Annotated in this window: 19 protein-coding genes; 1 reads left to right on the top strand and 18 read right to left on the bottom strand. The window is 36.4% G+C overall.

Annotated features, from left to right (window positions below):
- Positions 1-43: 43 nt before the first annotated feature.
- The 7 genes from QM859_RS00750 to QM859_RS00720 all read right to left on the bottom strand — a co-directional run bounded on the left by QM859_RS00750 (position 44) and on the right by QM859_RS00720 (position 6,225).
- The gene (locus QM859_RS00750) at positions 44-1,027 is read right to left on the bottom strand and encodes a dihydroorotate dehydrogenase (RefSeq protein ID WP_414261756.1); all 984 of its coding nucleotides are present in this window, start codon (positions 1,025-1,027) and stop codon (positions 44-46) included.
- Positions 990-1,790: a dihydroorotate dehydrogenase electron transfer subunit gene (locus tag QM859_RS00745; protein WP_414261755.1), complete on the bottom strand. Its 801-nt coding sequence runs from the start codon at positions 1,788-1,790 to the stop codon at positions 990-992. The genes QM859_RS00750 and QM859_RS00745 overlap by 38 nt, the downstream gene beginning before the upstream one ends.
- A gap of 248 nt (positions 1,791-2,038) precedes the next feature.
- Positions 2,039-2,728: a sugar phosphate nucleotidyltransferase gene (locus QM859_RS00740; protein WP_414261754.1), complete on the bottom strand. Its 690-nt coding sequence runs from the start codon at positions 2,726-2,728 to the stop codon at positions 2,039-2,041.
- Between the two features lie 12 nt (positions 2,729-2,740).
- Entirely contained in the window at positions 2,741-3,619 is an 879-nt protein-coding gene (locus QM859_RS00735; protein ID WP_414261753.1) for a DMT family transporter, read from the bottom strand.
- Positions 3,609-4,478 (bottom strand): phosphotransferase, encoded by an 870-nt coding sequence (locus tag QM859_RS00730; RefSeq protein ID WP_414261752.1) that lies wholly within the window; start codon positions 4,476-4,478, stop codon positions 3,609-3,611. The genes QM859_RS00735 and QM859_RS00730 overlap by 11 nt, the downstream gene beginning before the upstream one ends.
- 12 nt (positions 4,479-4,490) lie before the next feature.
- Complete coding sequence (locus tag QM859_RS00725) at positions 4,491-5,513, bottom strand: ribitol-5-phosphate dehydrogenase (RefSeq protein ID WP_414261751.1); 1,023 nt, start codon at positions 5,511-5,513, stop codon at positions 4,491-4,493.
- A 4-nt stretch (positions 5,514-5,517) separates the two neighbouring features.
- Positions 5,518-6,225 (bottom strand): IspD/TarI family cytidylyltransferase, encoded by a 708-nt coding sequence (locus QM859_RS00720; protein ID WP_414261749.1) that lies wholly within the window; start codon positions 6,223-6,225, stop codon positions 5,518-5,520.
- A 437-nt stretch (positions 6,226-6,662) separates the two neighbouring features.
- On the opposite strand from QM859_RS00720, the gene QM859_RS00715 reads away from it, so the two are divergent.
- Positions 6,663-6,962: a YbaB/EbfC family nucleoid-associated protein gene (locus QM859_RS00715; RefSeq protein WP_049495195.1), complete on the top strand. Its 300-nt coding sequence runs from the start codon at positions 6,663-6,665 to the stop codon at positions 6,960-6,962.
- Positions 6,963-7,008: 46 nt separating this feature from the next.
- On the opposite strand, the gene QM859_RS00710 is transcribed toward QM859_RS00715, so the two are convergent.
- The 11 genes from QM859_RS00710 to QM859_RS00660 form a co-directional block, all read right to left on the bottom strand.
- On the bottom strand, positions 7,009-8,772 hold the full coding sequence (locus QM859_RS00710; RefSeq protein WP_414261748.1) for a glycerophosphoryl diester phosphodiesterase membrane domain-containing protein: 1,764 nt from the start codon (positions 8,770-8,772) through the stop codon (positions 7,009-7,011).
- 8 nt (positions 8,773-8,780) lie between these two features.
- Positions 8,781-9,371: a 3'-5' exonuclease gene (locus QM859_RS00705; protein ID WP_414261747.1), complete on the bottom strand. Its 591-nt coding sequence runs from the start codon at positions 9,369-9,371 to the stop codon at positions 8,781-8,783.
- A 69-nt stretch (positions 9,372-9,440) separates the two neighbouring features.
- A complete protein-coding gene (locus tag QM859_RS00700; protein ID WP_004252719.1) occupies positions 9,441-9,932 on the bottom strand; it encodes a DUF536 domain-containing protein in 492 nt (163 codons plus the stop codon).
- A gap of 194 nt (positions 9,933-10,126) precedes the next feature.
- Positions 10,127-11,005: a tRNA pseudouridine(55) synthase TruB gene (gene truB / locus QM859_RS00695; RefSeq protein WP_414261746.1), complete on the bottom strand. Its 879-nt coding sequence runs from the start codon at positions 11,003-11,005 to the stop codon at positions 10,127-10,129.
- Positions 11,006-11,008: 3 nt separating this feature from the next.
- The gene (locus tag QM859_RS00690) at positions 11,009-11,812 is read right to left on the bottom strand and encodes an alpha/beta fold hydrolase (RefSeq protein ID WP_414261745.1); all 804 of its coding nucleotides are present in this window, start codon (positions 11,810-11,812) and stop codon (positions 11,009-11,011) included.
- Positions 11,813-11,843: 31 nt separating this feature from the next.
- Positions 11,844-12,287 (bottom strand): GNAT family N-acetyltransferase, encoded by a 444-nt coding sequence (locus QM859_RS00685; protein ID WP_195184433.1) that lies wholly within the window; start codon positions 12,285-12,287, stop codon positions 11,844-11,846.
- Positions 12,288-12,741: 454 nt separating this feature from the next.
- A complete protein-coding gene (locus QM859_RS00680; protein WP_195184432.1) occupies positions 12,742-13,218 on the bottom strand; it encodes a DUF5085 family protein in 477 nt (158 codons plus the stop codon).
- 1 nt (position 13,219) lies between these two features.
- Positions 13,220-13,648: a hypothetical protein gene (locus QM859_RS00675; protein ID WP_195184431.1), complete on the bottom strand. Its 429-nt coding sequence runs from the start codon at positions 13,646-13,648 to the stop codon at positions 13,220-13,222.
- Positions 13,641-14,366, bottom strand: coding sequence for a hypothetical protein (locus QM859_RS00670; protein WP_195184430.1), 726 nt, complete (start codon positions 14,364-14,366; stop codon positions 13,641-13,643). Before QM859_RS00670 ends, QM859_RS00675 begins: the two co-directional genes overlap by 8 nt.
- Positions 14,367-14,376: 10 nt before the next feature.
- The gene (locus QM859_RS00665) at positions 14,377-15,099 is read right to left on the bottom strand and encodes a hypothetical protein (RefSeq protein ID WP_414261744.1); all 723 of its coding nucleotides are present in this window, start codon (positions 15,097-15,099) and stop codon (positions 14,377-14,379) included.
- A 97-nt stretch (positions 15,100-15,196) separates the two neighbouring features.
- Positions 15,197-15,958 carry a hypothetical protein gene (locus QM859_RS00660; protein WP_414261743.1) on the bottom strand — a complete coding sequence of 254 codons (762 nt, stop codon included), beginning with the start codon at positions 15,956-15,958 and terminating at the stop codon, positions 15,197-15,199.
- Positions 15,959-16,008: the final 50 nt, after the last annotated feature.

Here is a 16,008-nt window from a genome sequence, read left to right as displayed (position 1 = left end):
ACCAAAAAGAAGAAGGCATTCAAAATATTACGAATTTAAAAAACTATAAGTTACTTTTTACTTCTTTTCTCAATTGCTCCAGAGTTTCGATATTATATTTGTCCATGACTTTTGGTAGGTTATCAATGATATCAGGACAGGCATAAGGATTGGTAAAGTTTGCTGTACCGACTCCTATTGCTGACGCACCCGCCAAATACATTTCTATAGCGGCTTCAGCTGAATCAACTCCTCCCATACCAATGATTGGAAGATTAGTTGTTTGAGCTACTTGACGGATTAGTTTAAGAGCTACCGGAAAGACTGCAGGACCAGACATACCTCCTGTCCCATTTGCGATAATCGGCTTTCTAGTTTTAAGATCAAAGCGCATACCAACAAGGGTATTGATCATAGTGAGGCCACTAGCACCTGCGTCCTCTACTGCTTTTGCGATGGTCACGATATCAGTTACACTTGGTGTCAATTTAACGTAAACTGGCACATCTGATGCCCCTACGGCTGCTTTTACCACATCATAAGCTAAATCTGGGTCTTGCCCAATCAAAAGTCCGTGATTCCCATGATCGACGTTTGGACAAGAAATATTGAGCTCAATGGCTTTCACGTTAGGTGCCTTAGAAATACCACTAGAAACTGCTGCGTATTCTTGCTTTGAGAATCCAGCAACATTGGCAATGATTGGAAGATTCGGATATTCCCTTTGCAACCAAGGTAATTTTTCAGAGAGAACAACATCTAGTCCTGGATTTTGTAGACCAATAGCATTCAGCATACCAGCAGGTGTTTCTGCCACTCGTGGAGTAGGATTACCAAAGCGTGGTTCAAGGGTTGTAGCTTTAATCATGATAGATCCTAAAAGATCCAAATCATAGTATTTGGCATATTCTTGACCGAATCCAAAACAGCCTGAAGCAGGAATGATAGGATTCTTTAATTCTAATCCTGGTAGAGAGACTTGTAATCGATTTGTAGTCATGACACTCTCCTTATAAAACAACAGTTCCTGTTTTAAATACAGGCCCATCTTCACACACACGTTGACTAACTGTTTCACTATCTGGTACTTTCAATACGCAAGCGTAGCAAGCCCCCATGCCACAAGCCATACGAGATTCTAGGGATAGGTAAGCTCTGGGATGGTCATGGAAGGTTTGATTGATATATTTCATCATACCAGGTGCACCGCAAGAGTAGATGGCATCAAATTCAGTGTCAAATTCGTTAATCACTACAGAAACATTTCCTTTAATACCATAAGATCCATCATCAGTCGTTACAAAGACTTGACTAAATCTGGATAATTCATCTTCCAAAATAACAGCATCTTTAGTAGCAAATCCTAGAACAGTTGTAATTTCTACACCTCTCTCATGCAGTTGTTTAGCTACTTCAAGTAAAGGAGGCACACCGATTCCTCCACCAACAAGAAGAACTTTACTATGCTTGTCTAGATCTGATAAATCAAAACCATTCCCCTGAGGTCCCATGACATCTAAACTATCACCTGGTTTTAAGCTTGAAAAGATTGCTGTACCAGAACCTTCGATGCGATAAATCAGATGACATTGTTTTTTAAGCTTATCTATGGATGAGATTGAAATCGGACGACGCAAAAGATGGGCGTCATCAGGTACACGCAAATGAAGAAATTGCCCAGCTTTCATAGCTTTAACCATTTCTCCTTCTAGAACTAGTTCAAAGATTGCTGGCGCAATTTCCTCTTGCTCAATCACTTTCATGTTTTCTAAGCGAATAGCACCCATGCGCTTTTTACAATTTGGATTCATGACTTTTCCTCCTTAAATTTTAAGGGGATCAGATAAAGAAAAACCTTGCAATTGCAAGGTTTCAGTTAAGATATTCACACAAAAGTACCAAGTAAGCACGTGCTTACTTGCTTCAATCGTAGTTTCTTTTCTCTGACACCTTGTGAGTCTCTCTGGACTGCCCTTAAAGGTTAAATTTTCACTAGTATACTGTATCAAACTTGAAAAGTCAAGTAAAAATAGGTAAGGTATCAGTTCATAAAAGTTACTTACTTTTGTGATGAAAGAATCTGCTCTAATTTTTGATAATCTTTAACACTATCGATTTCATAGATAGAGTTTTCTTCTAACTCCTCTACGTAAACATCTAGTTCTTTGATATTATCTTTAACCATGTTGTCCCAGTAAAGGTCAACAAACTCGCCACTTTCATAGGCCTGGTCAATAAATCCGACAATCTTTTCAGCAGTTGGAGCATCCCAGAATGAAACACCACTCAAGATGCGACCATTTTTGCTATCGACAATGATATCTTGAACTTTGTAATCATCTCCATAAACTAGGAACCACTCATTATCACAGTCTTCACGATAAACGCTAAAATAAGTTGAACACTTGATATCATTGCGGAACATATTCTTGAAAAGATAATTATCAGCATCAATAACGTAGCTGTTAGCCAACTCTTCTTTTACCAAGTAAAGAGAGTAAAAGTTATTGTAATCCGCATACTTATCGTTGAAAACTAAACGCACACCGTATTTCTCTTTGAGATAGTCGAACTGTTCTTTCAAATAACCTACGACGATGATAATGTCATCAATTCCTCGTTCTTTTAAATATTCAATTTGATATTCAACCAAAGGTTTTTGATTGACTTTAACCAAGGCTTTGGGAGTATTTTCTGTCATAGGACGTAAACGAGTTCCCAATCCCGCTGCTAAGATGATCGCTTTCACGCGTTTTCTCCTTTATTCTTTAATGATAATATAAACACCAGCCATTACAACAAATGAAGTTATAATGGTCAAGACAGTCAGAGGTGTCCCCAAGAACATCGCTGCAAACAGGACAGTCCAAACTACATAACTGACATTTAAACCAGTTGCTTTTGCTGGTTGCAATCGATTGATAGCCATATAGTAGGCAAGATAAGAAATCATATTAAATGCTGCAAAGACAATTAATAGACCAAACAATTGGCCATTTGCCACTTCTGCAAATGAGTGATGCGAGAAAAGCACAATAACAAGATAAGACAAGAAGGATGTAACTTGACGAATCAAGAGAGCTTCAATTTCGCTGAGGTCACTTTCCATAGCAAAGGAGCTCAGAACACTTTCACTTCCCCAAGCAAAAGCACAAATCAAAGCACATAGAATACCTATGTAGAAAGAATTAACCTGCTCTGCTTTATAGGTCTGAGCAATAATCCCAGTAATGATTAGAAAGATACCAAAAATTGTATTTTTGGAAATCTTGTGCTTCAAAAAGAAGAAGGCAAGCAAGACTGAGACTGCCGGATAAATAGCTGAGACTGACGAAGCTAATGAACTTCCAATATACTTAACCGCATAGAGATTGGCCTGCATACCAATCGGACCGGCTAGTAAAGCTCCGATGATAACACTGACATTTCGAATGTTCAAGAAGATTGAAAAACGAACTTTGCCTTCCTTAACTAGAAGATATCCTAACAAGATAAAAATACTTAGGAAATCGTGTGCTGCTGCTACTACAAAGGGCGATAAATCCGTGAATATTGAAAAGATATAAGCACTAATAGTTAATCCTAATCCCCAGAACACACCTGATAGTAGCCCAAAAGAAACTCCATTTTTAGTTTTCATTTAAATCTCCTTCAGACTCTAATTCTTTTACTGCTCTATTGTAACGAGAGATTCCGTAATCTCCGAAATCTGCACCATTTTCTTCTTTGTAAATAGTCCAAAGACTCCAAATGATATCTTGCAAGATTTTGTAAATACGAATTTTCTCCCTTGAAACTGGAGTCTTGTCACTCTCGTAATGACTTAAAAAGTCTTCTTCTTCTGCACTTGTAAATTCAGATTCTAGGAAGAGGGCTGCCAAATCCCACATAGGATCATTCATAGAAGAATATTCCCAATCAATTAGATAAAGATGACCGTCTGGACCTTCAATAAAGTTTTCTGGAACCAAATCAATATGACATGATTTCTTATCAATTCCAATTTGTTCAAGCTCTTCTTTCAGAGAAAATACAGCCTTTCTGACAGCTTCATAGTTTGGATAAGAAATCTCCCCTTGAATCAATGATTCGTATTTTTTGATTTCTTCAAAAGGTGCAAATTCCCCTCTTAGTTCTTTGCCTGATGCATGAATGGTCTGTAGAATTGGGGCAATCTTTTCAAACTTGGTCTTAATCGAAGTGGAATCAAGCGTTGTGGCAGAATCAATGTACTCATTTACCTTGATTCCTGACTCAATATCAAAAAGATAATTCTTAACATCGAGATTCAAATCTTTCAACAATTCAAGATTGAACTTTTCATTCTGGCGATCGATTAATTTATCCGTACCTTTACCGAAAAACTTAACGATGTACTGGTTTGAGGATGTTTTAACCAAATAGTTTTGATTGGTCATGCCTCCCAGTTGTTCAACACTGAGGACTTCCTCTTCTTCAGATAGTAAAGAAGAAATTTTTTCTTTGATGATTTTCTCCACGATTAGCCTCCATTAGACTTCCCACTTAAATACTGTCTTGAAGGCAGTATTTAGGTCTGTTGCAAAAACTCGATGAATATCCTTAATCTCTCTTACTGGTTCTTCTAGATAGATGATATTTTTCAGACGATTTGCAAATTTTTTAACTTCCATCATCTGTATTGCATTTTCAAAATCAACTCGCCCAGAACGAGAAGAGCCAACTAGTAATAAACCTTTTTCCAATGAATCACGAGTATTGATATTAACTTTATACTCGCTAACACCCATCATCAGAATAGTACCTTGTGGTTTGATGTAACGGATTAAGTCATTAATAGCAGGTCCACATCCATCACCACCACAGCATTCGAAACCATGGTCAAAACTAAGGTCCTCTGGGATATTATCAGTAATATAGAGCTCTTTGGCAAATGAAAAGAGTTCCAATTTCTCCCAGTGGCGCCCGATGACGATAATTTCTGCTTCAGGTAAAGTGTAGTTGATAATATTGGCCATGACAAAAGCTAAACTTCCATCACCAATGACAGCGATGCGTTGACGTCTGCTGTGAGATACCGTCATGAAACGATTCATAGCATGCATGCCCACACTGACAAACTCTGTAATGGCAGCAACTGTATCTTCGATTTCTTCGTAAGAGACCACACGATCCTTAGGTAGAGAAACGAATTCTCGCATAAACCCATCATAACCACTTGAAAGGAAATATGTTCCAGTCATGTAATTTTCGTAGAATTCCTCATCACTTTGCATAGGTGGCTGATTTGGAATCATCACAACCTTCTGACCAACTTTGTAGGTACCCGTTGGATCAGAAATGACTGTACCACAAGACTCATGAATCATAGCCATTGGAAGTTTTTTCGCTAAAATTTTTGGATCACGTTTACCTTGGTAGTAGCGTTGATCCGCGTGACAAACCGCCATATAATTTGGTCGAATGAGAATATGATTTTCTTGATCAATCTCTTCTTCTTGATATTTGATATTGATAAACTTTGGCTTTGTCAGTTGATAAATTTGATTAATCATGTCTTTAGTCTTTCTCAATCATGCTTTTAGCAATCTTCAAGTCTGTAACTGTTGTAATTTTAAGGTTTGAGTATTCACCTTTTGCTAATGCTACATCTTTGCCCTTAATGACAAAGATTTTACATGCATCTGTCAAAATTTCTTTTTCTTCTGCTGATAAAGAACCATAGAGATCTATAAAGTCCTTGCAACGGAAGGTTTGAGGAGTTTGCCCTTGATAGAGATGCGCACGATTTGGAATATCTGTAATAAATTGCCCATTAGTACTCTCAACAATGGTATCTACTGCTTCAACTACTGTATCAACAGCATCATGATTTTGTGCAAGAGCAATATTATCTTGAATCATTCGAAGTGTGATAAAAGGACGAACTGAGTCATGAGTGACCACGATATCATCTTCTGTGATTGGACGGTAAGCATCAATAGCTTCGATGATCTTTTCAATACTAGAATTACGATCCGCTCCACCTTTTGTGATGATAATACAATCCTTATGGAGTGGAAGGAATTTTTCAACCAAATCCTCTGCATGTGTCACCCAGTCTCCATGAACTCCAACTACAATCTTTTCGATACTTGGCTCCAAGACAAATTTTTCAATTGTATGGATTAGGATTGGGCGATCTCCCAACTCAAGAAATTGTTTGGGTAGGTTACTAATACCCATGCGCGTGCCGGTTCCACCAGCTAAAATTCCTGCATAGATCATATATTTTCTCCTTTGTTTATTCTGAAAAAACTCATTACCATCTATTATATCACAATCTATCTTTATCATGAAGAAAAGATAGAGCTCCATTTAGCCGAATCAACACACTATTTCAACCAAAAAGTGAACATTAGAAACTAAATCCAAAAAGATCATAACAAATTAAGAAATAAAATTAGGTTATCTTCTATATTCTCTGTTTAACGTTCGGTTAACATAGAGTTCTTCAGAATATAATAAAAACCTTAAAGAAAGCTTAAACACATTTTTTAAAATACAAAAATAAGCTAGGAAAAACGTAAGATTTTTTTAGTAATTTAAAAATATCAATTGTTCAAGCTATACTCAACAATATAACTAACTAATATTAGACTTTTAATCCTAAAATTGTTAAAATAAGAAAGAAAATAATAGAAAAAAGGAAACTGTAAACCACCATGATGAATATGCAAAACATGATGCGTCAAGCCCAAAAACTTCAAAAACAAATGGAGCAAAGCCAAGCTGAATTGGCTGCCACAGAATTTGTTGGGACTTCTGCTCAAAACCTTGTAACTGCTACCTTAACAGGTGATAAAAAAGTCGTAAAAATTGATTTTGAACCTGCAGTTGTGGATGCTGAAGATATTGAAACACTTTCAGATATGACTGTTCAAGCGCTCAACGCTGCTCTTGAACAAATTGATGAAACTACTAAAAAGAAACTTGGAGCATTTGCTGGTAAGTTACCATTTTAATTATATTCTCAAAAAGAGGCTGGTTTACAGCCTCTTTTAATTTATGTTAATAAGCAAAGAACTCAGTTGCTTTATTTAGCAATAAGTCACTATATTCAGGGTCTTCCTGAGCAGTTACTAGTTCTTCTTTTATGTTTTCCAAGTCATCCGTAATCATTCCGTCAACACCTAGGTGAAAAGACTTATTAAATGAATCCGAACTATTAATTGTCCATACATAGAGTTTTTGATCAGTATTCCATAGTTTCGTCACAAAGTATTCATCTAAAGTAGAATACTCCATTGTGTAGCCTGTAGCAACCGTTCTAGGAAAAACAGAATTATAGGGAAGAATAAAGTAGACAGGAATATCCTTGTCATACTCTCTCACTTTTTCAATAACCTTATAATCCAAGGATTGCATTTGATGACCATAAACCTTAATTTTTGCACCGTATTTGTCTAGAAAATGTTCCATCATCTGCGGGCTATCTTTGTGGCTGGTCTTAATCTCAATGAGAAGTTTCTGATGTAATTCATTTGCACGAGTCAGATAATCATCGAAACTTGAAATCTTTGTCTCATAACCATTCTCATGAATGTCAATCTGCTTTAACTCTTCTAAGGTCAAATCCTGGGGTGTTTTATTAATACCAGCTAAGCCTTTAAGATTAGCATCATGCATCATAACAAATTGACCATCTTTAGTCTCCTGGATATCCATCTCGATTAAATCTGGTTTTAACTGCGCTGTCTTTTCTAAGGATTCTACTGTATTTTGGACACCATTTCCATTCGATACGCCACGGTGTGAAATCACAAGCGGTGGATTGACTACAGGAGCTTCCAGATAATTATATCCTTCAATCGCAAAGAAAATACTTGCACACACCATGACACCCCATCTCATGATATGGTCCTTCTCTCGCCTTGGCATAATGTCAAGTTCTTCTCCTGTTAAGAAGGACGTAAATTTCACAAGGAAATAGGTCAGTGCCATATAGTGGAAATTCTTGATAAGAACAAAATTCAAAATAGCTAGGACCAGAGACTCTCTCTGAGTAAGGCTATCCACTATATACTGGGTTGATAGTAAAGGGATGAGAGGAAGATAGAAGAATAAATTGGTTTTTACAATAATTAAGAATAAATGCCAGGCATAAAACCAAAAATAATTTCTAGTTTTATCCAAACTATAAATGATCGCTTCCTTGACCGTCATCTTTTCATAAAAGACCTTAGGTAGAGTGAACATCAAGCGAACAGAAACATAGAAGAATAAGACTGATAAGATAATAATGGCTATCCACCACATCCAGTACTTATCTTCCATGTAGGTTTGAATAAACTCTGGTATTACGATTTTATTGAAATAATAAATCTTAAATATCTTCCTGATAAAAGGAAATAGCATTGCTACAAATAAAAAGATAAACAAAGCTTTTGAAATAGTCATCTTTTTCATAAAAGCAAGGCTTTCACGAAATACTTTTCGACTATATTCTATAAGAGTCCTTTTTTCGTGATATAGGAGGTGGCGAGCTCCAATAAAGAGAATACTAAGTTGAAAATAGGCTACTAGTAGATTGATGGCTATTAAGATTACGAAGCCAAGACTGACAATGGGAGCATTTTTTATTATCTCAAAAATATTGTTGTAGGAAATAAACAAATATCCAGTCTGACTTAGTAAAAATCCAGCTATCACTGAGTTTAGTGGCAACCAGATATAGTCGACCAACATAAAAATTAGAAAGAATAGAAAGAGGATTTTATCTAGATTAAGGTAAATCTTTTTAAAACCCAATTTTTTCGGTTTTTCAGGTTTCATAAAAACTCCTAATCAAAAAGTTTTGATAAATCCAAAGCACCAAATGGATTCGAATTGAGACTACTTTGAGAATTGAGTAACAGTCTACTTTCATCTGACTCCAAAAAAGCTTCATACACTCGAGCAGTCATACGAGCATCTTCTAAACTATTATGAGATTGCCCTTTAAAACCTAGAAAATTAGCCACAGTTTGTAATTTTAGATTAGCAATTCCATGAAGATCAGAACTACGTCGCTCCAGTGCTTCGTTATAGACATCAACTAGATATTGATGACTATAATCAAATCCATGCTTTAGTAGAATTGGTAAATCACTTTTTTCTGCATTATAACCAATTAGAGGCAAGTTACCAACAAAATCTTGAAATTTTTGCAGGACTTCTTCTACCTTTGGTGCGCCTTTCAATGTCTCTGAAGTAATCCCCGTCAAACCATTAATAAAACTCTTCAAAGGAACATCAGTGTAGACATAAGAGTCAAATGCTCCTACTTCTTCACCTTCTTTAAAATGCACTGCTGATACTTGAATCAAATGAGTCTTATCCTGGTGTTTATTAAATTCTAAGTCAAAGGAGATATATTCTCTTAATGTTTCCATCTTATCAATCCTTATTGATTTGTAAAAAGAAACCACCTGGTCTAGTTCTAGAAACCAAGCAGTTTTTTCTTATTTTCCAAATAAGCGAGCAAAGAAGCCTTTCTTCGATGCCTGAACTTCTTGCTTAGCTTGATCCAACTCCAACTGAAGTGTTTCTTGATCCTTCATAGCTTGAAGGGTTAACTGTTGTTGTTGGTCCAATTGCTTATCTTTTTCAGCGATTTGGCGGTCTTTGACACGCATCTGTTCATCTTTTTCAGCCAGTTGCTTATCTTTAGCTTTCAATTGCTCATAAAGACGAATGATTTCAGCGTTCTTTTCATCAACAAGAATTTCCATGAGTTCTCGTTGCTTAACTTCATCACTAACCGGTTCATCTTCAAAGATAGTCTTTTTGTAGATTTCTTCAAGTTTGATCAATCCACTGCGAGTAACAACAGTAACACCCTTGTCGTTTTTTGTAATATCTTCTTCTGGTAATTCTTTGACACGATTATTGATTGCTTGTCGGGATAGTCCCAAGACCTCAGCAATCTCACTGACAGTCATTTCAATACTCATAATATCCTCTATATTTCTCTAGCTTTTCTTAAATTAAATCTTATCATAAGTAAGCAAAACTGTCAAATAACACTGTATTTTCAATGGTTTTTTAAGACATAAAATGTAAAAACTATTTATTGGCTAATATTTTAAAAAGATGAGAGCATCTCATCTTTCGACTAGTAGATAAGAATCGTTTATTCAGTATAATTTTAAGAGAAAACCTTTCTTGGTTTGTAGAGATAATCACGTTTCTCCATAATAGCAAGTAACTTCTCACCTTCGAAAGCGGCAACTTCCTTCTCGCTACACTCTAACTCAATAAAACGACCATAACGGACTTCATCTGCCAGTTCAGGAGTCAAGTTTACTTTTACTAAATCCCCTGTCCCAATCTCGAGCGGATGGAGAAAGTCTAATTCACCAGCCTCTACTTTTTGAGCAATTTCTTCTAAGGTCAAGGAATCTTCTAACTGTAAACCAGCTGCACTAGTCCGTGTAAGATGAGACATGTGAGCTGCATAACCAAGCTTCTCGCCCAAGTCAACCGATAAGGTACGGATATAGGTTCCCTTGCTACATTTTACTCGGAAGGTAAAACGCGCAAGTTCCTCATCATAGGAAATGGCACTGGTTCTTTCAAAACTATAAATGGTCACCTGACGTTCTGGACGCTCAACTTCCTGTCCAGCACGCGCATACTCATAGAGCTTGCGACCATTGACCTTAACAGCTGAGTACATTGGTGGAATCTGGGTGATAGGCCCTGTCAGACTGGCAATGGCTTCATCGACAAGCTTTTCATCCAGTGGAGACAAAACAGGAGTCTCTGCGACAACTTCCCCACTAGAATCCTCGGTCGTTGTAGAATATCCCAGAGTGATTTCCCCCTCGTAGACCTTGCCCTCATCCTGCATGAATTCTACCATGCGCGTAGCTTTACCAACTGCAATAGGTAAAACGCCCACAACATCCGGATCCAAGGTCCCACCATGGCCAATCTTCTTAGTCCCTAAAATCTTACGCAGTTTAAAGACTACATCATGCGAGGTCATCCCCGCTTCTTTTTTTAAGTTGATAATACCGTTCATTTATTAACTTTCTAAAAATACTAAAACTCTTTTTTGGAAATCCTTATTCTGTTCATAGAGTGCATGCCCACACTCTGGCAAAATGGTGAGCTGGCTATCTTTGATATGCTGATGCAATCCAAGCGAACCATCTACGCCAAGAACATCATCTTTTTCTGCTCCAATGATTAACGTAGGACAGTTGATTTTTTCCAAAAAATCTAGACTATCATGTTTCAAACAAGATACAGACTGAATATCAATACGTTGTTTATCTTTAATACGACCAAAGATTCCCATAACATTATAAAGCAAGCGCCACTTTTGATAGCTCTTTTGCGTGTAGGAGTGCTGTGCAATATCCTGCATGAGATGCTTAAAATTTCCAGATTGACTGAGTTTTTGCCAACGCTCAATTCGTTCTCTAGCAAGTTGATTAGGTTTAGCTGTTGTCACGGCTAGGATGAGCTTTTGAACCTTTTCAGGAAAATCAACTGCCAACCATTGGGCAATCATTCCACCTTGTGAAATCCCCATAACATAGGCGGCATCTAGGTTTAGTGTCTCCATTGCTTCTGCTACATCTGCTGCCATATCCCGTGTCGTATAACCCTGCCTCAACTCATTGATTCGAGAAAAAACATAGATTTTATAGCGCTTAGCAAGTAGACGATAAGAGAGGGAAAAGAGATGGGCCTTTCCTTTAACCGTCTGCAACCCATCCCCCAAGCCTGGTATGATCACTAATGGCTGCTTACCTTTACCAAAGGTCACATAATCCATGCTCTTATCGTTAAAATATAAGGTTATCCCTTTTGTTGAAGACATTACCTCATTCCCTCCACTTTTTTTTCATGATTTATTTATGTTGAGTTTTTAAATGCAAGGCAAAGCCGAGAGTAACTTTTTCAAATCCAACCGCCTGATAAAACTGATGTGCAGCATTTCGTTCAGCGGTTAAACCACTATTTAGAGCCAGTGCCTTAACTCCTTCTTTTACCGCTTGTTTTTTCAATTCATCAATTAGCCTACTAGCAACTCCTTGTCGTCTTGTTTCTTTTGCAACTGACAAAGCCAAAATACGATAGTAAGATCCATCTGCTTCAAAAAAGAAGAGCTTTGCGTAACCTAAGAAACCTAAAATTTCTCCGTTTCTTTCAGCTAAAAGACAGCCATAATGCGGCTGAGAAAGAATCATTTCTAAACGTCGAGACAGCTTAGAAGCGGTCGTTGGATAGCCCAAGTCTTCATATAGAGACAATAGTGCTTCAGCATCTTTTATGGTTGCTTTTCGTATCTGCATAGGAGCCTCCTAGTCTTCCTTCAAAGCTGGTCTGTAGAGGAGTTTTGAGACAATGATCATTAGAAAAAAACCAAAAATCAAGGGCCAAAACCCACTGAACACCTGAACTTTTGTTATTTCTCTTACAAGAACAAAAAGAATAAGTGCTGCTCCTGTCAAGAAAGCGACAGGAGACACTTTAAACTTCGTTTTAGAATGACCTAAGAACATCTTGCCTCTTTTCTTATCAAAAAAACTGTTTCCCCTTCAAAATTACCAATTCCTACAAATTCAACGTCTTTTAACTTTATAATTTTATTTTCGTCCAAGAGAATCTCCTATCACTGAAATACAGATCCAATACCACTAAAAAGTCAGATACTGCATTACCAACACCATCTATAACTTCTTTACCTGCTTTTACTACATCATTTGTTATTTTTGAGACTTCCTTCTTTTAGTCCTCTACCAACTTTTAATCTCTTTTAGCTCGTATTCCTACCATGATATCTGTATACAAAACATCATTTATCTTACTTGAAATATAAAATACGGGTGTAGATTCTTCTAAGTCATTATCAATCAATAAATTGGTTAAGCCGTATATAGCCTTATCAAAGTTGACTGCTTCCTCCCCAGTAACTCTAGCTCCTACCATTCTAGGAACTAAAAAATAACTGTTATAGGCTGTCACTTCCAGTAATTCATTCTCTCCTAAATAATCCTCATGGACAGGAAGATAGACTGTGATGTTGTATGTCCCATCATCCAACTCTCCGATATGAGGGCATGAGTAAAATGGATTACTTTTAGGTGTATATCCAGCTGCTACGGCTGTTTGAACCATATCTTGAAAGGCTACTGCAATTTCATCACCAGTAATGTTGTAATCGACACTTAAGACATTACTCATCATTAATGATTGATTCATACCATATGTAATTTCTGCCATTTTACTTCTCCACTGGGATAATCAAATCTACAAACAAATCATCATAAACTGGAATCAAGACAAGATACAACTTATCTTGCAACTCCCAACCATGGTCTCTGATGTAATCCTTCATCTCGTAGATGGACTGGTCCAAGCCATCCTCAAAAGGTACACGTTTGCTGATACCCTCAATACTTAAACTAGCTTGATACCTTAGTTGGCTCGTTGAGTTTGTTTCTGAAATGACAGGTATATAAATGGTAACGTCCTGTTCTTCTTCGTCAAATTGAGTTGGAGTCATTTCAAAAATGGTCGGACCATCTTTATAGATGCCATTGGTGTAGGGTAAGAGTTCTGTGTGGACAAACAACTCTAATAGTTCGTCCGCTTGAATCTGGACCTGGTCTGTCATCAAATGTTCCATATGAATTTGGATTTCTTTAATCATGTTTCTTTTCCTTTTTAAATCTATTTTTATCAAATTCTTTATTTTGAATCAAATCCGAAGACACTTCTATATGCTTGATTGGTCTTGTTTCCTCAACATCATGACGATGTTGGTAGGCATAGATAATATAAAACAAAGGTAAGTACACAGCTTGTCCAAAAGTCATTGATAATAAAGACATTCCCCATCCCATAAAATAATCATATCCAATCATCGCTAAAAATATACAGACACACGATAAAATAAGTGGAGGAGCGATAACAAAATTAAGCATAACTTTGCTGGCTTTCTGCGAGATAACTTCTTCAGAGTCTAAATTGACCAAGCAGCTCATGACGACTATAACAATAATGGATTGAATAAGAGGGAGGGATAGCTTTAGACCAATAAAGTTATGGTCCCCACTCATAGCACCAAAACCAATAATGGTATAAACATGACCAGTCAAATACATGAGATAGGTTCCAAAACTGGTTAATATCCCTCGCTTAAGATCTAGTAAAAATACTAGATTTAAAACCCAAACAACAATTCCTGCAATAAGCAGCCCTTGATATAAGTCCTCATTTTTTAGAACCTCTAACCCTCCTGCCATAAACATAAAAAATGCTATAGGATACAAAATAAAAATCCCATTTAACACCCCCCAAAGAGGAACCGGTCCCTTTATTCTACTTCTTTGAAATTCAAATGTTTTTTTAATTCGTTCCAGTATCATTTAAACCATCCTATAAACACTTTTCCTTTTTAAATCTATTTTTATCAAATTCTTTATTTTGAATCAAATCCGAAGACACTTCTATATGCTTGATTGGTCTTGTTTCCTCAATATCATGACGATGTTGGTAGGCATAGATAATTATAAACCACGTAGCATAAAACAAATGTCCAAAGGTCATCGAAAATAAGGATACACCCCATCCCCAAAAATATTCATATCCAATTATCGCTAAAAATATACAGACACACGATAAAATAAGTGGAGGAGCGAATACAAAGTTAAGCATAAATTTGCTGGCTTTCTGCGAGATAATTTCTTCAGAGTCCAAATTGACCAAGCAGCTCATGACGACTATAACAATAATGGATTGAATAAGAGGGAGGGATAGCTTTAGACCAATAAAGTTATGGTCCCCACTCAAACTACTAAATCCAATAATAGTATAAACATGACCAGTCAAATACATGAGATAGGTTCCAAAACTGGTTAAAATCCCTCTCTTAAGATCTAGTAAAAATACTAAATTTAAAACCCAAACAACAATCCCTGAAATAAGCAGTCCTTGATATAAGTCCTCATTTTTTAGAACCTCTAACCCTCCTGCAAGAAAAAACAAAAATGCCAAAGGATATAAAATAAAAATCCCATTTAATACGCCCCAGAGAGGAACTGGTCCCTTTATTCTACTTTTTTGAAAGTCAAAATATTTTTTGATTCTTTCAATAATCATTTAAACCATCCTCTCATGCCTTTAATTAGGCTATTGACACCTATTTAATATTTCTTTTAATGCAGTATCAATAATAAATCAATAGGTAAATAATCTACTATTCACCTCTATCTCTCCAATTCTTTATGATAGTATAAATTAAATGTATCAGTATTGCTACTAAAAATGCGAACAAAGGGCGTAATGATACCAAGCTTACACCTACAACAAGGAAGGCTGATAAAAAATAAATGATAAACGCCTCTAACTTAGAAGGTCTTCTCTCCTCTGGAAGCATATCTAAATGTTCCTTCGTTATAGCTGAGCGATTATCGAATCGATAAAAGAAACGATATCTTGCAGATAAAGAATCAATATCTAAAAAGTCATACCCCCTAATATAATCAATTATGTAAAACATCAGTAAATTGTCAATTTCGTCAATATTTTCAGTATAGAGAGAAAAGTTTCTCTTTCCAGCAATTGCAATATTACTTTCAGCATAAACGGCAATCGGAATTCCATCTTTTGTAACAGGTAAAATATCTCCTTTACTACCTGAACCTACACTCCTCATTTCATAGTTATTTAAATTGAATTGAAAAACTCCATGCCAGTACGCTTGTTCCCATAAATGTTCAAATCTTTTTTCTTCATAATAAATCAAATCCTTATTTAACCCTCTTGCGACTATTCTTTTCCTCTTAGAAATGAATTCTGATTTTTTAAAGACAAGAATTTCTACATCTTTTGCATATAGACGATAACCTTCCTCTTCTTGAACGATTTCAATTCTTTCAGTCCAATATTCATCATCAGGTAATTTTGACTGAAGGATAAATCCTTCTGAGTTTCCACGTAATTTTAATTGTATTTCCATGTTTCACCCCCCTATTGATAAGCCCAATCCAAATGGTCCTAGTTTCATTT

Origin of the sequence: Streptococcus infantis (assembly GCF_047463175.1) — a bacterium.
Classification (GTDB): domain Bacteria; phylum Bacillota; class Bacilli; order Lactobacillales; family Streptococcaceae; genus Streptococcus; species Streptococcus infantis_AC.
Note: the sequence above shows the minus strand (reverse complement) of the source record. Positions and strands in the feature narration are given on the sequence as shown.